General features: G+C 68.4%; 20 protein-coding genes. 9 read left to right on the forward strand and 11 right to left on the reverse strand.

The features are described from left to right. Positions 1-7: 7 nt before the first annotated feature. Complete coding sequence (locus ACOI2T_RS28765) at positions 8-436, reverse strand: diol dehydratase small subunit (protein ID WP_085146641.1); 429 nt, start codon at positions 434-436, stop codon at positions 8-10. Between the two features lie 261 nt (positions 437-697). Here ACOI2T_RS28765 and ACOI2T_RS28770 point away from each other — a divergent pair, with 261 nt between their 5' ends. Beyond that, on the forward strand, positions 698-1,408 hold the full coding sequence (locus tag ACOI2T_RS28770; protein ID WP_409502020.1) for a (2Fe-2S)-binding protein: 711 nt from the start codon (positions 698-700) through the stop codon (positions 1,406-1,408). On the opposite strand, the gene ACOI2T_RS28775 is transcribed toward ACOI2T_RS28770, so the two are convergent. The 3 genes from ACOI2T_RS28775 to ACOI2T_RS28785 form a co-directional block, all read right to left on the reverse strand. After that, positions 1,405-1,803, reverse strand: a complete 399-nt coding sequence (locus ACOI2T_RS28775; RefSeq protein WP_409502021.1) for a GlcG/HbpS family heme-binding protein — start codon at positions 1,801-1,803, stop codon at positions 1,405-1,407. The two genes, ACOI2T_RS28770 and ACOI2T_RS28775, sit on opposite strands and share 4 nt — an antisense overlap. Positions 1,804-1,894: 91 nt before the next feature. After that, complete coding sequence (adh, locus tag ACOI2T_RS28780; RefSeq protein ID WP_409502022.1) at positions 1,895-3,418, reverse strand: aldehyde dehydrogenase; 1,524 nt, start codon at positions 3,416-3,418, stop codon at positions 1,895-1,897. A gap of 106 nt (positions 3,419-3,524) precedes the next feature. Next, positions 3,525-4,790 (reverse strand): helix-turn-helix domain-containing protein, encoded by a 1,266-nt coding sequence (locus ACOI2T_RS28785; protein WP_409502023.1) that lies wholly within the window; start codon positions 4,788-4,790, stop codon positions 3,525-3,527. Between the two features lie 294 nt (positions 4,791-5,084). On the opposite strand from ACOI2T_RS28785, the gene ACOI2T_RS28790 reads away from it, so the two are divergent. After that, entirely contained in the window at positions 5,085-6,416 is a 1,332-nt protein-coding gene (locus ACOI2T_RS28790) for a DEAD/DEAH box helicase (RefSeq protein ID WP_198538766.1), read from the forward strand. A gap of 9 nt (positions 6,417-6,425) precedes the next feature. On the opposite strand, the gene ACOI2T_RS28795 is transcribed toward ACOI2T_RS28790, so the two are convergent. Continuing rightward, positions 6,426-6,947 (reverse strand): hypothetical protein, encoded by a 522-nt coding sequence (locus ACOI2T_RS28795; protein WP_067843587.1) that lies wholly within the window; start codon positions 6,945-6,947, stop codon positions 6,426-6,428. 71 nt (positions 6,948-7,018) lie between these two features. Beyond that, positions 7,019-7,579, reverse strand: a complete 561-nt coding sequence (locus ACOI2T_RS28800) for an RNA polymerase sigma factor (RefSeq protein WP_409502358.1) — start codon at positions 7,577-7,579, stop codon at positions 7,019-7,021. A gap of 135 nt (positions 7,580-7,714) precedes the next feature. Between ACOI2T_RS28800 and ACOI2T_RS28805 the strand changes: the two genes are divergently transcribed. From ACOI2T_RS28805 to ACOI2T_RS28825, 5 genes are all read left to right on the forward strand, one after another. After that, the gene (locus ACOI2T_RS28805; protein WP_067842503.1) at positions 7,715-8,185 is read left to right on the forward strand and encodes an Asp23/Gls24 family envelope stress response protein; all 471 of its coding nucleotides are present in this window, start codon (positions 7,715-7,717) and stop codon (positions 8,183-8,185) included. Further along, positions 8,182-8,469 carry a hypothetical protein gene (locus ACOI2T_RS28810; protein WP_067842500.1) on the forward strand — a complete coding sequence of 96 codons (288 nt, stop codon included), beginning with the start codon at positions 8,182-8,184 and terminating at the stop codon, positions 8,467-8,469. The genes ACOI2T_RS28805 and ACOI2T_RS28810 overlap by 4 nt, the downstream gene beginning before the upstream one ends. Positions 8,470-8,695: 226 nt before the next feature. Continuing rightward, positions 8,696-8,878: a hypothetical protein gene (locus ACOI2T_RS28815; RefSeq protein WP_067842498.1), complete on the forward strand. Its 183-nt coding sequence runs from the start codon at positions 8,696-8,698 to the stop codon at positions 8,876-8,878. Between the two features lie 2 nt (positions 8,879-8,880). Then, positions 8,881-9,636, forward strand: a complete 756-nt coding sequence (locus ACOI2T_RS28820; RefSeq protein ID WP_409502024.1) for a hypothetical protein — start codon at positions 8,881-8,883, stop codon at positions 9,634-9,636. Beyond that, a complete protein-coding gene (locus ACOI2T_RS28825; protein ID WP_409502025.1) occupies positions 9,633-10,187 on the forward strand; it encodes a hypothetical protein in 555 nt (184 codons plus the stop codon). The genes ACOI2T_RS28820 and ACOI2T_RS28825 overlap by 4 nt, the downstream gene beginning before the upstream one ends. A 113-nt stretch (positions 10,188-10,300) precedes the next feature. On the opposite strand, the gene ACOI2T_RS28830 is transcribed toward ACOI2T_RS28825, so the two are convergent. The 4 genes from ACOI2T_RS28830 to eccCa form a co-directional block, all read right to left on the reverse strand. Next, positions 10,301-10,597, reverse strand: coding sequence for a WXG100 family type VII secretion target (locus ACOI2T_RS28830; protein WP_067842485.1), 297 nt, complete (start codon positions 10,595-10,597; stop codon positions 10,301-10,303). Positions 10,598-10,609: 12 nt separating this feature from the next. Continuing rightward, positions 10,610-10,930, reverse strand: a complete 321-nt coding sequence (locus tag ACOI2T_RS28835; RefSeq protein WP_067842481.1) for a WXG100 family type VII secretion target — start codon at positions 10,928-10,930, stop codon at positions 10,610-10,612. Positions 10,931-11,004: 74 nt separating this feature from the next. Then, complete coding sequence (locus ACOI2T_RS28840) at positions 11,005-12,138, reverse strand: type VII secretion-associated protein (RefSeq protein WP_409502026.1); 1,134 nt, start codon at positions 12,136-12,138, stop codon at positions 11,005-11,007. Continuing rightward, entirely contained in the window at positions 12,135-15,866 is a 3,732-nt protein-coding gene (gene eccCa / locus ACOI2T_RS28845; protein ID WP_409502027.1) for a type VII secretion protein EccCa, read from the reverse strand. Before eccCa ends, ACOI2T_RS28840 begins: the two co-directional genes overlap by 4 nt. Positions 15,867-15,989: 123 nt before the next feature. Here eccCa and eccD point away from each other — a divergent pair, with 123 nt between their 5' ends. Next, entirely contained in the window at positions 15,990-17,339 is a 1,350-nt protein-coding gene (gene eccD, locus ACOI2T_RS28850; protein ID WP_409502028.1) for a type VII secretion integral membrane protein EccD, read from the forward strand. Continuing rightward, positions 17,336-18,655 carry a type VII secretion-associated serine protease mycosin gene (mycP, locus tag ACOI2T_RS28855; protein ID WP_409502029.1) on the forward strand — a complete coding sequence of 440 codons (1,320 nt, stop codon included), beginning with the start codon at positions 17,336-17,338 and terminating at the stop codon, positions 18,653-18,655. Before eccD ends, mycP begins: the two co-directional genes overlap by 4 nt. Here mycP and eccB read toward each other — a convergent pair. Further along, positions 18,611-20,017, reverse strand: a complete 1,407-nt coding sequence (eccB, locus tag ACOI2T_RS28860; protein ID WP_409502030.1) for a type VII secretion protein EccB — start codon at positions 20,015-20,017, stop codon at positions 18,611-18,613. The genes mycP and eccB overlap by 45 nt on opposite strands. Positions 20,018-20,051 lie beyond the last annotated feature (34 nt).

The raw sequence follows: 20,051 nt of genomic DNA on the forward strand, positions 1-20,051 counted from the left end.
TCGTCTCCTATTCGCTGGTGGCCAGGATGTCGCGACGCTCGTAGACGTCGGCGGCTTCACGGACGAGCCCGGCCAGAAGTGTCGCGCCGTACTGCGTCTCCAACTCGTCGGCAATCGAATCGAGCTCGGCCTTGGTCGATGCGTTGGGCCGCAGCGCGTTGTAGATCTGCAGCACCCGCTCGTCGCTGATGGCCGTCATCTCCGCGGCGCGGCGCAGGTTCGCGCCGAGTTGCTTGCGCCCCACCTTCTCGGCGATCTGAGCCTGCAGACGCAGGGTCTGCGGCGTGATCCGCAAATCTGAGGCTTCGACATCACCCGACATCACCGCATCCATCGTGATGCCGTCGATCGGCTTGCCGTTGGGCGTGAAGAGCAAGTCCTTGCGATTGAGACTCAGCGGGTAATCCACCGAGGGATCGAGGATCGGTTCTGTCATGCACTGCTCCCAACTGGTATGACACTGCCGTCGACCCTTGATTGTGCGCTGCATCACGTTGCATGACCGTTGCGCCGCAGGTCAGAGGCTCGATCGCGCTCGGTAGCCACGTACCGGTCGCACTCCCTGGTGTTCAGTTCGACACCATGGCTGCGATTCGGCGGCCCGAACCCGAAAACCACAGCCCCGGTGTCGAAGTGAACGCCGGGAAGACGGTCGGGGTGTGCCTGCCCGCGGCGGCGGCGCTAGCCTGTGCGGACGATGGACGATACGGCGGCATTGCTGCGTGAGGTTGCCGAGCTTGGTGAGTTCTTCGCCCTGCCGGTCGCCGACGACGGCGGGTGGTTGCCGATCAGCACGCTGCTGACCGATACCGCGATGCGCGATTACACGAGGCGCACGCAAGCGGCGATCGCGTCGTCGATGGGTGTCGCGGAATCGGCGGTGCCGCTCAAGGCCGCGGCGTCCTCGTTGCACCTCTCGATCGCCGCGCGGCTGCTGTCCCCGGTCGTCGGGGCGGCTGTCTGCCTGGCCGCGGTCCCGCGATTGACGACCGAAACCGTGAAATGGCAACGCGATTCGTCACACCGGCCGGCGCTCGCGATGACACGAGCCGACTGGGTCAGGGTGACCGATCCACACCAGGCCGCGCGGGCCATCGCCGAAACCGTCATCACCGACGTCTTCACGCCGTTGAACGACACCATGCGCTCGGCGGCCGCGTTGTCCCCACAGGTGTTGTGGGGCAACGTGGCATCGGCCGCCAACGGCGCGGTGACCGTGCTCGCGCAGACGCAGGCCGCCGCCGAGCGGCGGGGCCGTGCGCTGGTCGCGGCGCTCATCGCGACCGCTCCCCTGCTCGACGCGGCCGAGTTCGCCGCCGGGCAGTTCCGGCGGCGCAACTGCTGCCTGTTCTACCAAGTGCCGGGCGGCGGTTACTGCGGCGACTGCGTTCTCGCCGAAGCTCGTTAGAGCGCCGCCACACCCGCCTCGGCCACGGCCACGTCCTGCTCGACGCTGCCGGCGCTGACACCGATCGCGCCGATCACCTCGCCGTCGGCCTCAAGCAGGATCCCGCCGCCGAACACCACGAGCCCGCCCGCGGTCTGTTCCAGGCCGTAGAGTTCGCCGCCCGGTTGGCACACCGTTGTGAGTGCGCTCGTGGGCAGGTTCATCATCACCGAGGTGCGCGCCTTGCGAATCGAGATGTCGATGCTGGCCTTGATGGCGCCGTCCATGCGCACGAACGCGACCAGATGACCACCGTCGTCGACGACGGCGATGTTCATCGGCTGACCGATCTCGTCCGCCTTGGACATCGCGGCGTCGAGCACTTTCTGCGCTGTCGCCAGCGGCAGTGAAGTCATTCCTTGCCTTTCAGGTCGCGAACGTGAGCTTGTGTGCGAATTTTGCGGGGTATCTCGCACACAAGCTCACGTTCGAGCTATCGGCTGCTTGTCAGAAGAACCCGAGCGCCTTGTTGCTGTAGCTGACGAGCAGGTTCTTGGTCTGCTGGTAGTGGTCGAGCATCATCTTGTGGTTCTCGCGGCCGATGCCCGACTGCTTGTAGCCGCCGAACGCGGCGTGCGCCGGGTACTGGTGGTAGCAGTTGGTCCACACCCGGCCGGCCTTGATGTCACGGCCCGCACGGTAGGCGGTGTTGCCGTCGCGGCTCCACACGCCGGCGCCAAGACCGTAGAGGGTGTCGTTGGCGATCGCGATCGCGTCGTCGTAATCCTTGAACGACGTGACGGCAACGACCGGGCCGAAGATCTCCTCCTGGAAGATCCGCATCTTGTTGTTGCCGGTGAAGATCGTCGGCGCGACGTAGTACCCGCCGTTGAGGTCACCGCCGAGCTGCGCGCGCTCACCGCCCGTGATCAGCTTGGCGCCTTCGGTTTTGCCGATCTCGATGTAGGACAGGATCTTCTCCAGCTGATCGTTGGAGGCCTGGGCACCGATCATGGTCTCGGTGTCGAGCGGATCACCCTGGCGCACCGCCTTGGTGCGGATCGCGGCCAGCTCCAAGAACTCGTCATAGATGTCGGCCTGGATCAGCGACCGCGACGGGCACGTGCACACCTCACCCTGGTTGAGGGCGAACATCGTGAAGCCCTCAAGGGCCTTGTCCTGGTAATCATCAGCTGCGGCAAGGACATTGGAGAAGAAGATGTTCGGTGACTTGCCGCCGAGTTCCAGGGTCACCGGGATCAGGTTCTGGCTCGCGTATTGCATGATCAACCGGCCCGTGGTGGTCTCACCGGTGAACGCGATCTTGGCGATCCGATTGCTCGATGCCAGCGGCTTGCCCGCCTCGACACCGAACCCGTTGACGATGTTGACCACACCCGCAGGCAACAGATCACCGATCAACGAGATCAAATACAGCACCGAAGCCGGGGTCTGCTCGGCCGGCTTGAGCACCACCGCATTACCAGCGGCGAGCGCCGGAGCCAGCTTCCACACCGCCATCAGGATCGGGAAGTTCCACGGAATGATCTGACCGACCACACCCAACGGCTCATGGAAGTGATAGGCGACCGTGTCCTCGTCGATCTGTGACAGCGAGCCTTCCTGAGCGCGCAGCACACCGGCGAAGTAGCGGAAATGATCGACCGCCAACGGGATATCGGCGTTCAGCGTCTCACGGATCGGCTTGCCGTTGTCCCACGACTCCGCCAGCGCGATCGACTCCAAATTCTCCTCGATGCGATCGGCGATCTTATTGAGGATCACCGCCCGCTCGGCAGGCGAGGTCTTACCCCAGGCCGGCGCCGCCGCATGCGCGGCGTCGAGCGCTTTCTCGACATCGGCCTCGGTCGAGCGCGCCACCTCACAGAACACCTGACCCGTCACCGGCGTGGGGTTCTCGAAATACCGGCCCTCGGCAGGCGCGACCCAGTCGCCGCCGATGTAGTTGTCGTAACGGGCCTCGAACGACATCAGGGCGCCTTCAGCGCCCGGACGTGCGTAAACAGTCATGGCATTCTCCTGCGTTCGGACGACGAAATGTGTCGGTCGTCACTCAAGGTAGGCAGTGAGAGGTTGCAGCACGGTTGCACGTTCGGTGCAACCCGAGAATTCCGTACTAGCCCAGTTCGGAGTCGAGTCCGGCGAGGTGGCCACGGGCCTGTGCGCGGGCGACCGGATCGGCTTGGGCGTGGTCATGCAGCATGCGCCAGGCGTGCCGGTCGTCGCGGCCGTCCGGCAGTTGGAGCCATTTGCGCAGCAATGCGAGGTTTCCACGGGCGGATTGCGCCAGCACGGCCTCGCGCAGGCTCGCGGTCAGTTCGGTGCGTAGGCGCCCGATCGCGGGCGACACCGATTGGGGCAGCAACGCGCCGGTGTAGGCCGAGAGCGCGGCGGGAACGTCGCCGGCCTGCAGCCCGTCGAATACGTCGCCCATGTCGCTGGCGACCGGCGCGAGCAGTCGGTACGGGCGCGAGGCGATGTAATGCGATCCGATGACACGGCGAAGCCGGGACATCTCGGCGCGGATCGTGACGACGTCGAGATCCTTGTCGTCGAGCAGCATCGCGAGATGGTCGGCCGACAGCCCTTCGGGGTGGCGGATGAGCAGCACGAGGATGTCGGCGTGCCGTCCGGTCAGCACGCTCGAGCGGGCATGCCCGTCGTCGTCGGTGACCTGCCAGCGCGGGCGGTCGGCGCCCAGCACGGTCAGGCGCGCTCCCTCCGCGGACGGCACCGGGCGGGTCAGCTGAAGCAGCGCCAGCTGATTCTCGACCGCGACGGCGGTGGCCCGCACGAGCGCGAGGGTTTGTGTGGAGGCGACGGCCGAACCGCCGGTCAGGTCGATGGCACCGAGCAGCGCCCCGGTGGCCGGATCGTGCACGGGCACGGCCGTGCAGCTCCACGGATGCACGACGCGGGAGAAGTGCTCTGATCCGCGTATCTGCAGCTCACGGTCGAGCGCCAGCGCGGTGCCCGGCGCGTTGGTCCCGGCGGTGCGCTCGCTCCAGTCCGTTCCCGGCACGAAGTTCATCGCCTCGGCCTTGCGGCACGCGACACGGTCGCCCTCGACCCACAGCAGGGTGCCGTCGGCCGCGCTGACCGCGACGACCACGCCGGAATCGACGGCGTCGTCGACCAGCAGGCGCCGGATCAGCGGCAGTGTGGGCGCAAGCGGATGTGATTCGCGAAGCTGGGCGAGTGCCGCGACGGCGGCTGCCGTCTGACCACCACGGTCGGGGTCGACGCCGGTCGCGAGGCTGCGCCGCCAACTCTCGACCACGACCTTGCGCAGCGGTGTGGACTCCAGATAGGCCGCGTCGACCTGGCCTTCGACGAAGAGGCTGTGCACGGCACGCACCTTCGCAGGTGGGAGCCGGGTCATTACCCGCCCACCTGCGCTCTTCGATGTGGCCACGACGATCACGCTCCTGAGCGCAGAGCCTGTCAGCTGGCTTTACGCGTGCCCGCCAGAATAGTTGACGGCGGTGTGACGCGGGTAACGGCGGGGCGTTCCGAGGCGGGTAAACAGGCTCGCTACCGGTATAGTCGGGTCACGCGGCTTGCCTGTTCTGCCTCTGCCGCGATCTCGATCGTCAACCGAGCGCCGCGGGATGTCACCCGCGCCGGGCAGGACGACCGCCTATCTACTTTTCGGAGTTCTCTTTTGTCTGCGCAAATGACCTTTGCCGACCTCGGCCTGCCCGCCGAGATCGTCGCCACCCTCGCCGCCAATGGCATCGAGGCCCCATTCCCGATCCAGGCCGCGACCCTGCCGGATTCGTTGACCGGCCGTGACGTGCTCGGCCGCGGCCGCACCGGGTCCGGCAAGACCTATGCGTTCCTGCTTCCCCTCGTCGCCCGCCTGTCGGCGACCCGGACCCGGCCCGCGCCCGGCCGACCGCGCGCCCTGATCCTCGCGCCGACCCGCGAACTGGTTACCCAGATCGAGGCGTCGCTGACCGCGCTCGCCAAAGCGACCGGGCTCAGCTCGGTCAACATCTTCGGCGGCGTCGGCCCCGGCCCGCAGATCGCTGCACTGCGGCGCGGCGTCGACATCGTCATCGCGTGCCCCGGACGGCTGGAAGACCATGTGAAATCCGGCCATGCCGATCTGTCGGCGGTCGAGATCACCGTACTCGACGAGGCCGACCACATGGCCGATCTCGGCTTCCTGCCCGGCGTCAAGCGGCTTCTGGACCGCACGCCGAAACGTGGTCAGCGCCTGCTGTTCTCCGCGACGCTCGACGCCGGGGTCGATGTCCTGGTCAAGCGCTATCTGCACGACCCGGTGGTGCACAGCGTGGATTCCGCGCAGTCGCCCGTCAGCGCGATGGTTCACCACGTGCTGCACGTCGACAATTCCGCGCGGGTCAACGTAGTCGCCGACCTGGCCGCGGCTCCCGGCCGCACGATCGTGTTCGCGCGCACCAAGCACGGAGCGAAAAACCTCACCCGCCAACTGAATTCACGCGGCATCTCGGCTGTCGAGCTGCACGGGAACCTGTCGCAGAACGCCAGGACCCGTAACCTCACCGCGTTCTCCGACGGCAGCGCCACCGTGCTGGTCGCCACCGACATCGCCGCGCGCGGCATCCACGTCGACGACGTGAGTCTCGTCGTGCACGCCGACCCGCCCGTCGAGCACAAGGCGTATCTGCACCGGTCCGGCCGCACCGCCCGCGCGGGTGCCGAGGGCACCGTGGTGACGCTCATGCACGACGCCCAGGTGTCCGACGTACGCCAGCTGACCCGCAAGGCCGGTGTGAAGCCGACCATCACGCGCGTCAACGGGCTCGATCACCCGGTGCTGCGCGAAATCGCCCCGGGCGAGCGGGTTTTCGGTGAGCCGAAGGCCCCCGCACGGCCCGAGCCGAAGGCACCGCAGCGGTCCGAACGGTCCGGCTCGCGCCGCCCGCGCAGCACCTCGCGCGGCGATCACGCTCCCAAGGCCCACGCCTCGCGCGGTGGCCGCAGGCGACCCCGCCGGTCGAACGACTCCGTGAGCTGACTGCGGCCGTCACCCGTTGGGTGGCAGGGCGATGTCCTCCCACGTGACGGTGATGTGTGGGGTGACGCCGAGCAGATCGGTGATGGCCGCCGCGGCGTGGTCGCGGAGGCTGTCCCCGTCGTGCAGGTAGGTGTGGTCACGCGGATCGGCTCCGACCGCGACCAGGTGAATGTGGACCGCCGACAGCTTCTGCGCATCGACCCGCACATCGATGTCGGCCACCGCCGCCGAGGCAGCCGCCGCCGGTTCGGCGAGCTGCGCCGTCAGCACCTTGGACAACGCGAGATGCGAGATGCTGATACCCGGTCGCGCGCTGCGGATCGGCCGCCCCTGGCGCGGCAGCGCCGCGATGTGGTGGGCGATGCTGGCGCGCAGATGATCGAGGGCTGAAGCACTTTCGCCCCAACGGGGATCGATTGCGCGGTCATCGTCCGGTGTCGCGCCCAGTCCGGCCAGGCTGCGGGTGGCATCGGCGATCCACGCGGTCGACCGTGCGACCGCGTCGTAATCGTCCGTGGTTGTGCTACCCATCGAACCTCCAGTCTTACGTGACACGGTGCCCGATGCCCAGTCATCGCGTCCAATCGACAGCTTCGACGTCGTCATGGGCGGAACTCCTCAAGTGCCTCGGCCAGCCGTTTACGGGTGCGCTGCAGATGGCCGCGCACCGAGCCCTCGGTGGTGTGCAGAACCGTCGCGATCTCCGACAACGGCAAGTCGTAGACCTCGCGCAACCACCACGCCGCGCGGCCGGGATACGGCAGTCGCGCCAGTTCGCGGTTGAGCGCCGTCATGAAGTCCCCGTCGAGGGCGCGTTGGCCCGGGCCGGGTCCGAGGTCAGGTGTTTCCGCTGCGGCGTCGAGATCGGTCTGGGGCCGGCGCCGGCGCAGGGCATCGACGGTTCTTCGTGACGCCAGCGAATACAGCCAGGTGCGGAACTGCGACCGGAACGCGAATGTCGGCAGAGCTTTCCATGCCGCGATGAACGTCTCCTGCACGATGTCGTCGCACTCGTGCCGGTCGGGGTAGGTGTTTGCGACGAATCGCCGCAGCGCGGGCGCGTGGCGCACCACGAGAGTGTCGAAAGCCTCCAGGTCGCCGCGCTGAGCGCGGCGGGCGAGCACCTCGTCAGACAGCCATTCCAGCAGTCCTTCCCTGCTCAGTACCACTGCCACCCCCGTTGGTCTCCCCCGAGACTGTGTTCTACGTCTCGTTTGCGTGCGCGTCGGGCACTTCGGCCCGACGAACCGATTGTGCCGGACGAAATGTCCGGGGACTTAGGTGAGAAGGAGAACTTGATGACCACAGCAACCCAGACCCGTGAAGTTAGCTCCAGTGCAAACACCGCCGGGCCGGGCAAGGATATCGAGAAAGTGTCTGGCCATGGCGTCACCACGATCGCCGACATCGTCGTCTCCAAGATCGCCGGTATCGCGACGCGTGAGATCGACGGCGTGTACGACCTCGGCGGCCAGGCGGCACGGGTTGTCGGCAAGTTGCGTGAGACGCTGCCGGGTTCGCCAAGCCTGACCCAGGGCGTCAGTGTCGAGGTCGGCGAGCGGCAGGCCGCCGTCGACATCGGGATCGTGGCCGAGTACGGCGTCGCCATCCATGACCTCGCCGAAGGTATCCGCAGCAACGTCATCTCCGCGGTGGAGAACATGACCGGACTCGAGGTGACCGAGGTCAACGTCACCGTGCACGACGTCCACTTCGCCGACGACGATGACGCCGACAGCGACGGCACCGGCGAGCCCCGCGTCAAGTGAGCACAGCTTCATCGGCCGCTGAACGCGTCGATCGCGTCGTCGAAGCCGTTACCGCGGTGGACGGGGTGATCGGCCTGCACTTCGGCCCGGGCGTGCCCGAGACGCATCTGCCCGGCCGGACCGTGCGGGGCATCCGCCTCGGCGCCGATCGCGGCCAGGTCCACGTCGTGCTCGAACTGCGGGCCGGCCTGCTCGATACGGCGGATCGGGTGCGGGACGCGGCCTCGACGGCGGCCCGTGTCCCCGTCGACGTGGTTGTCGGCGACGTCACGGCGGTGCCGTGACCGGAAGGCGTGCCCGCCGTGACGTCGTGCGACGACATCATCCCGACGTCGGCGGCTCCGCCGAGGCGCTGATCGAAGCGCTCGCCGCGCTGGACGCCCCCGGTCCGGGCGCTCGACAACCCGCGGTCCGGGTTCGGCGCACCTGCCGGGGGCGGTTCGGGGCGTATCTCGCGCGACGCCGGCGCGCCCGTCGCCGTCGCACAAACTCTCTCAAGAAAGCTCAACGATGAACCAAAAATATGTGGTGATCGGCCTTTTCGCGGGTCTGCTCCTGGCGATAGCCGCAGTGACGGGCGGTCTGATCGGATTTCTGCTGGCGCTGGTTCTGGGCGGTGGCGGTGCGGCGATCGGTGCCCACCTCGACGGGACGATCGATCTGACTGCACTCGGACGCCGGCCCAGGAGCTGACAGTGACAACCGAACAGGCTGCGACATTGCCTGCGGCGCAACCCGTTCGCGGCCGGACCGTGGTCAGCGATCGCGTCCGGCAGCGGCTGATCGAGCATGCGGTGCTGTCCGTACCGGGGGTCGTGCGTCATCGCGCGATCGTGCCCGGCAGGACTTTTCCCGCCGTGCAGGTCGACGGCGGGCTGACGTCACGGGTCGTGGATGTCGAGATCGCCGCGAACTGGCCGATCGACGGCGCTACGGTGCTCGGCGATGTCGAGACCGCGGTGTCGCGCGAGCTCGCGGCGTCCCTCGGGGAAAGCCCGCAGCGCGTCGCCGTGCGGATCGCCCGGATCGACAGCGACAGAACACCGGCCCAGGTGGCTGACGCGTACGAGATCGAGGCTGAGACCACAGGCATCGGTGAAAGTGCGCAGTACGGTCCGCGTCGCGTGGCAGGTTCTACGATCACCGGTCTGCTGGTCGGATTGGCCGTGATCGCGGCCGGGGTCGTCGCGGTACGGGAGGCCCTGATCGCCGTCGGCTGGATCGGCGGGACGGCATGGATCGCTCCCGCGCTCGGCTGGGCCGGGCAAGCCCAATGGCAGTGGTGGACATGGCCGGCCGCGGTCCTGGCGGTGCTCGTGGGTGTGGTGCTTCTGGTCATCGCCGTCAAACCACGACGCCGCGCGTATCTGCCCGTCGGAGACGGTGTCTGGGTACGTAAACATGCGCTCGAGCGGTGGCGCACCGCCCATTCCGAGGGAGATACACCATGACAACTGTTGTCCGCGTTGCGGATCGACTCGTCACGTTCTTCGCCGCAGCGGCGTTGCTGGTGGCAGGCGCATGGTTGATCGGCTACCGCGCGAACGTCCCGGTGGCCCGCGAGGCATCCGCCCGGCTCGATGCCGACGCGTTCGCGAGTGCACCGCAATGGCCGTGGTGGCCCGCGGCGTTGGGGGTCGGCGGCGTGGTCGCGGCGCTTCTCGGCCTGTGGCTGGTGCTGCTGCACATGCGTCCGCGCTCGATTCGCACGGTGACGGGCCACGCCGGAGCGGTCGACCTCGATCGGCTCGCCGACGCGGTGGCCGACGACCTGGGGCGCCATCCCGCCGTGCAGCGCGCCAAGGCCGTCACCCGCACGGAACGGGGCCGCCCGGTCATGCGCATCACCGCCGAAGTGGCTTCGCACACGCCCGCCGAGGATGTGCACCGGCTGGCCCGCCGATGCGGGGCCGACGCGCGACGAGCCGCGGGAACCGACTTCGAATTTCAGCTGCTGATCAACCAGGTGCGCCCAGAACAGGCCCGCTCGCGGGTCATCTGAGAAGACGTCCGGCGCAGGTAGGTACGAGGGGTCTGCGCCGGATCGGGGAATGTGCGGTCCCGCTTGGCCTCTCCATTCCGAGCGGGACCGCACAGGCTCATCCGGGTGCGGTGTCAGATCCCCCACGCGCTGGCGGCGCTGCGATCAGTGGCGGCTACGTCGTCCGACCCGTCGCGGACCGCATTACCCAAGTTGAACAGAATCTCGTTGAGCGCGGCCGCGGCCTGGTTCCACCGGGCTTGCTCGACCTGATATGCCGCGGCCGCTTCCCTGGTCCACACCTGTTGCAGCGGGGCGATCTGCGCCCGCAGATCATCGAAGGCCGCGTTCAGCCGGCTCGACGTGGTGTGGATCTCTTGCCGGACCGAGTATTCGATCTCGCCGAAATCATAAGACAGGACTTGGTTCACGAGATTCTCCGATCAGAGGTTGTCGCCGACGGCGCCGAGCCGCTGCGAATGAGTGTCGGCTGCGTCGCGCAGCGTCTGTTCGTTGCTGCGAATGGTGTCGGCGATCCGCTGCAGTGCGGTGTGCAGTTTGAGTGACTCGCTGTTCCACCGGTCGACCACATCACGGAACCGGGTGGCCGCCACACCACCCCACACCGATGGCGGCACACTGCTCATGCGGCCGATGAACGTCTGCAGCATGGCCCGGATGTCGTCGTTGAGAACGTCGATCTTCCCGGCCACCGTTGTCATCACGTCGAAGTCGGTGCCCAGCGAGTTCGATGATTGAGCCATTGGCAGCCTTTCGGTCTTCTGTTGCGGGGTATACCTTTTCGACGCACCGCAGCCCGATTCGGTTCCACCCGATTTCAGAACACCGCATGTGCCGACCTGATCGCCATATCGCACGCTGCTCGGACGAGGTCGTCGCGGCCCGGCGGGTTCTGACAGCCGATGGCGATGCGAACGGGGCCGTCGACCAGCACCGCCCACCGCACCTGACGCTCGGCGCGGACTTCGCGGTAGGTGATCACCTGGCGTTCCGCGATCCGATCCGTCGGATTGAAGTCGACGAACACCCCGGCGGGCTGCTCGTCGAGCGCGCGGCGCAGGGTTTCGGCGGCCGGGGTGTCGGAGACCGGAGATTGAGTCAGATGAACGGCGACGGCGGGGTCGGTATTCGAAACGACCTCGACGCGCGCCGATCCGGGTCCACTGGTGATGCGCTGTACGGTCCAGCCGACCGGGACCTGCACACCGACCCGGCCCTCGACCAGTACGGCCATCGGTTCTGCCTGCTGCGGGCGGTCGGGAAGGCTCACCGCGAGCGCGGCGCACAGTGCGATCACCGCGGCGCAGACCGCTGAGCCCCGTCGGCTCGGTCGCGTCCGTCGAAGCTCGGGTTCGGTGTGGGCAGTGGCGATTTCCCGGCGCAGCAGTGCCGGGTCGGCCATCGTCACGCGCGCGCCTCGGTCGCCGATCCGGCCGGCGACAAGGAGACCGAGGGCACGGGCCCCCGGGACTTCGGCAGGCGCATCGACGATGACTTCACCGGCACCGTCAACCGCATCGACCACCGATTGCGCGAGCACGTCGTCCTCACCCCAGCGGACCAACGCCACCGGCTCGCCATCGCCGCGCGACACCAGCACCAGCTCCACCGCGATCTCCACCACCGCCCACGACGTATCGGCCCGATCGGCGGTGAGTCTCTGAACACGCTGCAGCACACGATTTCCCGCGCCTTCTCCGACTGCGGATTGGATCCGGGCGATCCGATCAGCGGTCCACCACGTGGGACACACCAAAGTCAGTGCATCGGCTTCGGCCCCGGCGGCAGCGGCGATCACCTCGACCCACAGGTCGTCTACCGCCATCGGCTGCTCGCCGACCAATGCGGTCGTGTCGTCGATGCACTCCACCGCGGCCATGGCGTGTTCGGGCGAGACCGTTCCTGGTCCGCGCACGGTCACGGGACCGATCTCCAGCACTGCGGTGGTCACTGCCCGTCCTCCGGGATCACCGCCACCTGGATGAGCTGATCGGCTGCTGCCCGAGTGATCAGGGTGCCCCGTCCGGGCGGTAGCGGCGCCGGCCTTACCGAACCCAACAGCACGCCCTCCTCGGGGCTCGCGCTCATCAGCAGACCCATGCAGCCGAGTTCTCGCAGTCGGGCCAGGACCGGGTCGAACATCGCCCGCGCCGCGCCACCCGATCGCCGCGCCACGATCAGATGAAGCCCGATATCACGTGCCTGTGGCAGGAATTCGAGCAGCAGAGCAAGCGGATTCGCCCCCGATCCTGCCACGAGGTCGTAGTCGTCGATCACGATGTAGAGCTCCGGACCGGCCCACCACGATCTGTCGCGGAGTGCGCGCTGGTCGACGTCCGGCCCGGGCATGCGGGCCCGCAGCGTGACCGTCAGCTCCGCCAACGCTGTTTCAAGTGCACCGGCCGATACCGCGTACCCGGCCAGATGCTCCGACTCGACCACGCCGAGGAGCGTGCGGCGGAAGTCGACGATGAGCAGTCGCACGGCGTCGGGGGCATTGGCATCGACCAGCGCACGACACATCGTGCGCAGCGCCGTGGACTTTCCGCAGCCGGTGTCACCGAGGATGAGGAGGTCGGGCTGCTCGGCGAAATCCAATACCACAGGCGATAATTCGAGTTCTCCCAGCCCGAGCACCACCTGAGTGGCCGGCCGCATACCGGTGGGCGGGCGCAGCGTGTGATGCTCGACCAGCGCAGGAAGCAGCCGGATCTCCGGCGCTCGGGCACCCCGGTGCTCAGATCGCAGGGTGTCACCGGTTCGCACGAGCGCGGCGCCGATTCCGTGGTCGCTCGGTGCGCCGTCGAGTCTCGGCAAGGCGATCAACAACTCTCGGCCGTCACGGGTCAGACCTCGGCCGGGCGGGCACGGGCCGAGCTCGCGGGCACGTTTACGGTCCATCTCCGATTCGGCCGGATCACCGAGCCGCAATTCGATCCGGGTGCCGAGCTGGTCTTTGAGAGCCGGGCGGAATTCTGCCCACCGCGATGCGCTCGCCACGACGTGCACGCCGAACGACAGTCCCCGCACGGCCAACGCGGTGATCACGGGCTCGAGGTGCTCGAATTCGCCTCGCAGCGTCGACCACCCGTCGACGATCAGGAACACGTCACCGAACGGGTCGTCACAGGATCTTTCGTCGCGGCGCCTGCGGTACTCGGCCATCGAGTCGATGCCCAAGCTGGCGAACCGCTTCTCACGCCCGCGCACCAGGCCTTCCAGTTCGGTCACGGTGCGTCGCACGAGGTCGACGTCGTGGCGGCCGGCGATCGCGCCGACATGCGGCAGGGCCCGCAGCGCCGACAACGCGCCGCCACCGAAATCGAATCCGTACAGCTGGACGTCGGACGGGTGGTGCGTGGCGGCCAGCGCCAACGCCAATGTCTTTGCGGCCGTCGACTTTCCCGATTGCGGCCCACCGACGATCGCGACGTTTCCGGCCGCGCCGTCGAGTCGCACGACAAGCCGGTCGCGGCGCTGCTCGAAGGGCCGGTCGACCAGGCCGATCGCGACGGTCAGGTGCTGACGTGCCGGCATCAACACATCGCTGAGCGGGACCGCATCCGGAAGCGGAGGTAGCCACACCCGATGAGCCGGCGTGCCGTGCCCGACCAACTTGGCGAGCACGGCGTCGAGCACGGTCGTTCTCGGTTTACGCGCCGCCTGCCGGTCGGGCACCACGCAGCGCGCGACGAACGGACGGACACGCTGCGGCGCCGCCACCACGGGTGCGTCGGCGTCATAACCGCCCGAGACGAACGCCGTCTGGAACCTCGTCAGCTCACCCGACGGCGTCTTCAAGTACGCCGCACCGGGTGCGTTCGGCAGCTGATAGGCGTCGGGCACGCCGAGTACCGCACGGGATTCGTTCGGCGAGAATGTCTTCAGGCACACGCGGTACGACAGGTGCGATTCCAGGCCGCGCAGCCGCCCTTCGTCGAGTCGTTGGCTGGCCAGCAACAGGTGCATGCCCAGTGACCGTCCGAGCCGGCCGATGGCGACGAACAGATCGGCGAAGTCAGGATGTTGGTGGAGCAGTTCGGAGAACTCGTCGACGACGATCAACAGCGCGGGCAACGCGGGCAGATCTGGGCGCTTGTGGCGGTAGTCGGTGATGTCGGCGAGATTGCCCGCAGCCCGCAGGAGTTCCTGACGACGGTTCAGCTCGCCCGCCAAGGCGTCGGCCATGCGGGCGACCAGCGGAGCCTCGTCGGCGAGGTTGGTGATCAACGCGCTGACGTGCGGCACCGACTCGAGACCGAGAAATGTTGCGCCCCCTTTGAAGTCGACGAGAACCAGATTGAGCGCCTCGGGCGGATGGGTGACCGCCAACCCGAGCACCAACGTCTTCAGGAATTCCGACTTGCCCGATCCCGTCGCTCCGACACACAGCCCGTGCGGGCCCATGCCGTTGTGCGCAGCCTCTTTGAGGTCCAGGTGGACGGGTGCGTTGTTCCCGGCCAGCCCGATCGGCACCCGCAGCAGGTTCTGCGCGTCAGGTGTGCGCCAGCAGGTCACCGGATCGAACCGCGCGGGGTCGCCCAGACCGATGAGACGCAACCAGGTGGACCGTTCGGCAGTCGGGGATTTCGCCGACCGGTACCGCGCCAGGCGGCGTGCGCACGTCAGCGCCTGCTCGACGGTCAGGCGGTCGGGTTGCGCGAGAGCGTCGCCGAAGCTGACCTTGTCGGGTCCGACGGCCAGATCCGGGCTCGTGTCCGATGCACATCCGATCGTCAATACGGTGACGCCCGGCTTGGAGATGCTGGGTTCGGATGCGACGCCGTCCGCGATGACGACGACGTGCATCGCCGCGTCGTCGTCCAAAGCCTGCGCCACGGTCTGGTATCGCAGCAGGCGCTGACCCGCCCGGCTTCGCGGATGCCAGTGGTGCGGCAGCCATTTCAACCAGTCCCACTGCTCGGCCGCCGACGGCCCGAGCACCGCGGCGATTCTGAGATGGCGCGGGCTGTGCGCCACGGCCAGTTGGCAGAGCATGGCCCGGACCAGGGCGCCGGCGTCGTCGGACGGCCCGCCGACCGCCAGATGTGCTCGGCTGCAGATGTTCACGGTGACGGGGACGTCGGCGACAACGGATCGGTTTCGCATGAGGTCGTCCAACGCTGCGGCGGTGACCGGGTCACGGTCCTCGGCCGGACCGGCGGCAGGTGCCACCAGTCGCGTGAGCAGAGGCCGTACGCCGATTCCGATCCGGACATCGCCGAATCCGCGATCATCGGGTGCACGCACCCACATCCGGTCGGTGCCCACCAGCAGCCACAGCGTCGCGGGCGCGGGATGCTCGCCGTGCAAGGTTTCCCACTGGGCCTGTGCCGTTGCGGCCGCCACGGCGTCGAGCCCGTCCAGATAGCGCAGATACTCGCTGCGATCGCGAGTGAGCTCAGCCGCCCGCCCGTTGCCGCGCAGGCTGTACACCAAGGTGCCGAGCACCGACATCACCATCATCACGGGAAAGAACATGAACGCCGGACCTCGTGCCGCGGCCGGCCCCGAACCGAAGTAGACGGCCATCATGCCCACCATCGCGATGACCAGAACGACGGGAAGCAGCCGGGCCACCGGATTGACCGGGGTGGCCTTCGGCACCGGTGGCGGCGCATCGATCACCAGCTCGGCGGGCGGCCCGCCGGAGGTCTGCAGTGCTACCGGATGTTCCATCAAAGGCTTGGACGCACGGCGGCGCCGATCAGTTCCACTGTTGTGCGGTCGAAATTCCCGCAAAGACCTACCGAGAACGTCCGTTACGGTCGAATGCACTGGCGTTGACCGGGGGGTGATGTGATGCCGGATGCGCTGCGCTTCGTGTCGATTCACTGCGGGTTCGCCGCCGCCGGTCGAGAGGGCCCGGTAACCATCGACCTGGTGTTGCCGGCCGCGTTGACGGTGAATGAGTTGATGCCGTCGATCGTCGACGCGGTCGGGGCACCAGGAGGCGGGCCGCGGAGTTGGCAGCTGTCGTTGATCGCCGGCCGGACACTCGACGATTCGATGACGTTGGTGCAGAACGGCGTTGACGACGGAGATCTGTTGATGTTGGCCGCGGTTGCCGTCGAGCCGCCGCGGTTACGCGCATTGACGGCTGCCCTCGCGGCCGACGGCCCAGGCCCCGAAACACCGCAGGGGCTGCGGTCGGCGGGCTGCCTGTTGGCATGCTTGCTCGGAACGCTCGCCGTGGTCTGCGCGGGCCTCGGCACGCAGGGCTGGTCGCGGGTGGTCGCGGCCGCGGCCCTGGCGGTGATCGTCACCGCGGCCGTGTTGGCCGGGCAACGGATGGGTCTCGGACGGCGCACGGTCGCGACGCTCAGCGTCGCCGCGGTGACACAGGCTGCCGTTCTCGGGTTCCTCGTCGTTCCCGATGGTCCTGACGCGGCGAATTTCTTTCTCGCCGCGGTGGCCGCAGGCTGCGTCGGCGTCGCGCTACTGCGGGTATCGGACTGCGGCACAGACGTTCTGCTCGCCGTTGTCACGGTCGCCGCGCTGATCGGGTTTGCGACCGCGCCTGCGGTGTTGTGGCCGCTCAGCGCTTCCGCGGTCGGCGCGGTGCTGAGTGCAGTGGCCATGGGCGCGTTGTCCTTGACGCCGCGGCTGTCCATCGCGCTCGCCGGGCTTACGCCGCCGATCCCCGGCGACGAAACCGACGGCGCCGAAACTCGTGGCGACACCGGCATTTCCACCGATGCGCTGGCCGAACGTGGGCGCCGGGCGCTGGTCGGCCTGGTTACCGGCTGCTCGGTCGCGGCCGCCCTCGGCACGCTGCTGGTCGCGGTCGACAGCCGGCGCGCGGTCACTCCCGCCGCGCTCGCACTCGCCGCCGCCGTCGGCGTTGCACTGCTGCTGCGCAGCCGGTCCTACGCATCGGGCCGGTGTCGAAACGTGCTGACGATCTCCGGGTTCTGCAGCCTCACCGCGATGTTCGCACTTGTCGTGGTCTGGTCCCCCGGATACGGCAGCTGGACCGGAGCCGCGGCGGTGGCAGTGGGCCTTGCGGTGCTCAGCCCGGCCGCCGTGACGAGCCCGGCCGCGATACGCGTCGTGGACGCCGTGGAATACATCGCGCTGGCCGTGGTCGCGCCGCTGGCTTGCTGGCTCACCGGCATCGCGGACGCTGTGCGTGGCCTGGGCCCGCTGTGAGCGCCCAGTATCGGCTCCTGGCAGCCACATTCGTGATACTTCCGCTCGTGGCCGTTCCGGCGGCAGGCGCGGTCACACCGCCCGCCATCGACGACGCGCTGCTACCGCCGGCCGCTCCGCCCGCGGCGACACACCCGACCGAACAACGCGGGCAATGCTTCGGCGGCTCACCGCGTGACGTGGCCGAACCTCGCACACCGCTTGCGTTGGATGCGGTGTGGCGGCTGTCCCGCGGCGGCGGTCAGACGGTGGCCGTGATCGATACCGGCGTCACCCGGCATCGGCTTCTGCCGCACCTGATCGGCGGCGGTGACTACGTCTCGTCCGGCGACGGGACCAGTGACTGCGACGGCCACGGCACCATCGTCGCCGGAATCGTCGGCGGCGCGGCGGCCGACGGTTTCAGCGGGGTCGCTCCTGACGTGTCGATCCTCGCTATCCGCCAGTCCAGCAACAAGTTTGCCGATGCGAGCGGGTCAAGCGGCGTCGGCGATGTCGACACACTCGCCAAAGCGGTTCGTACGGCGGCCGATCTGGGTGCCACCGTCATCAACATCTCGTCGGTGGCGTGCGTCGCCGCCGACGACGCGCTCGATGACCGGGCCCTCGGCGCCGCGCTGGCCTACGCCGTCGACGTCAAGAACGTCGTGGTCGTGGCTGCCGCAGGCAACGTCGGCGGGCCGGGGCATTGCCCCGAGCAGAATCCGGCAGGTGAACCGGACTGGGACACCGTGGTTTCCGTGGCCACCCCGGCGTGGTACGACGATCTGGTGCTGTGCGTTGGCTCAGTCAGCCGCGACGGCACGGCCTCCACGTTCAGCCTGGGCGGACCGTGGGTCGACGTCGCCGCACCAGGTGAGGGCATCGTGTCGTTGCATCCCGACGGCGAGCGGCTCATCGACACCCTCGGGAAGTCCAAGCCGATATCGGGCACCAGTTACGCCGCGCCGATCGTGTCGGGGATCGCCGCGCTGATTCGGTCCCGGTTCCCGCACTTGAGCGCGCGGGATGTGATGCGACGCATCGAGGACACCGCGCACCGGCCGCCCGGCGGATGGAATCCGTATCTCGGTCACGGCGTCGTCGATCCGCTGGCCGCGGTGAGCGACGGCGGCGTACCGACCTCGGAGCCGGCGCCGGTTGCGGCGACAAGCATCGCGCAGCCCGCCGTGACGCCGGACGATGCCCGGTCGCGCCGGGTTGCGTTCGGTGGCGCGGCCGTCTGTGCCGCCGCTACCGCGTTGCTGGCAATCACGTTGTCCTCCACGCGGTTACGAGCCCCGAACCGGCGGAGCCAGCCCGTCGCGGGCGACTGACGCCGCGTCGCGGCTCAGCTCCGGCCCACGCGGGAGCATCGCAAGCATGGGCCACGGCGCAGGCACGGCGGGCCCGGTCAAGCCGAGATGCTCTGCGGCAGCGTCATCGTGGATGCCGAACAGAACCCCGAGATCGTTGAGGAGATAGCGCGGTCCGGCGACGTCGAGGCCGCCGTCGATGCCGGTGGCCCGCACCAGCGCACTGCGCCCCGCGGGGATGTCGACGCGGTCGATGGCAGGCCCGGCTTCATCGGCCTGCGCAAGCCGCAACCCGGTTTCCGGCAGTGAGTCCCCCGCGTACAGCGTGGTGTTGGTTTCGGCGGAGGGTTGGCGGGGATCCCATCCCGCGCACACGACGGGACGCGCGTGCGCGTCGATCCACTGCGGAACCCTCGCCACGTCAAGGTCTTCGACGACGGGCACGCGCGTGATGGCCTGCGCGGAAACCACCGGAGGCTCGGCGGCGGGCTGTGCCACGGTGAACCGGATGAGGTCGGCGGCGACCCTGCCGATCCGCTGCACCCCGTCGGCGAGCACCACGTAGAACTCGTCGGTGTCGTCGGCGCGTGTGACCCGCACGACGCTGCCGACGTCGACACCACGCAATGCTGCCGGGCCCGGCAGGCCCGCACCCGCGATGGCAGGCGCCCGGATCGCGGGCGCCTCGGGCACACTGTCCAACAGCGCGCGCGAAACACCGGTTGGTTTGAGGCTGTCCAGCCGAAGCGCACGCGTGACGGCCAGATCCCGTAGGTCGACTGCGGCGCGCCAGCCGTCGAACAACAGATACGTCGTCGCGGCCGGTTCGCCGCGCGGCGCGACCAACAGTGCTTGACCATGACGCAACGGCGCGACGCGGTCTGACAACGCGCCGACGACCAGTGTGGTGGACACCGGCTCGGCGATATCGCATACCGCCCACGCCGACTCGTCGATACTCAGCGGACTGTCGATCTGCGTCGGCGCCCCCGGTATGCCGACCTGTGGCCCGCGCCGCGCCCGCGCGAGCGCATCATCGCTCACCGGGACCGGATCGTCCGCGGCACCCGCGACCAGGCGAGCCGAGGCGAGGTTCGGCACGGGATGGATGGTGTCGCCGATACGCACATAGAGCGCACCCGAATTGCGCGCCAACAGAATCGGCGCATCGGCGAGTTCACCGCCCGGGCGCACGAGTGCCAAGACCGCGCATGCGGTGATCGCCACGACGGCCAGCACACCGCCCGCCGTGAACGCGATTGCTTGTGCCCGTAGTGGATCGTCGAGCATGCTGGCGTCACCGCGCACCAACGCATGCGCCATGCGCCGCAACAGAAATCGATGCCCACTGAGCTGGAGCCGGGTTACCGGTTGCCGTGCCATGAAGTCCCCCGGGCAAAACCCTAACCCGCGCAGG

Origin of the sequence: Mycolicibacterium wolinskyi str. Jessa 2025, assembly GCF_049241375.1 — a bacterium.
In the GTDB taxonomy this organism is placed as follows: domain Bacteria; phylum Actinomycetota; class Actinomycetes; order Mycobacteriales; family Mycobacteriaceae; genus Mycobacterium; species Mycobacterium wolinskyi.

Bases quoted from the DNA above. Each gene is read 5' to 3' on its own strand.
- ACOI2T_RS28785 (WP_409502023.1), bottom strand. From the start codon at position 4,790: ATGACCCGGCTCCCACCTGCGAAGGTGCGTGCCGTGCACAGCCTCTTC.
- ACOI2T_RS28815 (WP_067842498.1), top strand. From the start codon at position 8,696: ATGAACCAAAAATATGTGGTGATCGGCCTTTTCGCGGGTCTGCTCCTG.
- ACOI2T_RS28770 (WP_409502020.1), top strand. From the start codon at position 698: ATGGACGATACGGCGGCATTGCTGCGTGAGGTTGCCGAGCTTGGTGAG.
- eccCa (WP_409502027.1), bottom strand. From the start codon at position 15,866: ATGGAACATCCGGTAGCACTGCAGACCTCCGGCGGGCCGCCCGCCGAG.
- ACOI2T_RS28775 (WP_409502021.1), bottom strand. From the start codon at position 1,803: ATGACTTCACTGCCGCTGGCGACAGCGCAGAAAGTGCTCGACGCCGCG.
- ACOI2T_RS28790 (WP_198538766.1), top strand. From the start codon at position 5,085: ATGACCTTTGCCGACCTCGGCCTGCCCGCCGAGATCGTCGCCACCCTC.
- eccD (WP_409502028.1), top strand. From the start codon at position 15,990: ATGCCGGATGCGCTGCGCTTCGTGTCGATTCACTGCGGGTTCGCCGCC.
- ACOI2T_RS28825 (WP_409502025.1), top strand. From the start codon at position 9,633: ATGACAACTGTTGTCCGCGTTGCGGATCGACTCGTCACGTTCTTCGCC.
- eccB (WP_409502030.1), bottom strand. From the start codon at position 20,017: ATGGCACGGCAACCGGTAACCCGGCTCCAGCTCAGTGGGCATCGATTT.
- ACOI2T_RS28805 (WP_067842503.1), top strand. From the start codon at position 7,715: ATGACCACAGCAACCCAGACCCGTGAAGTTAGCTCCAGTGCAAACACC.
- ACOI2T_RS28795 (WP_067843587.1), bottom strand. From the start codon at position 6,947: ATGGGTAGCACAACCACGGACGATTACGACGCGGTCGCACGGTCGACC.
- ACOI2T_RS28835 (WP_067842481.1), bottom strand. From the start codon at position 10,930: ATGGCTCAATCATCGAACTCGCTGGGCACCGACTTCGACGTGATGACA.
- adh (WP_409502022.1), bottom strand. From the start codon at position 3,418: ATGACTGTTTACGCACGTCCGGGCGCTGAAGGCGCCCTGATGTCGTTC.
- ACOI2T_RS28765 (WP_085146641.1), bottom strand. From the start codon at position 436: ATGACAGAACCGATCCTCGATCCCTCGGTGGATTACCCGCTGAGTCTC.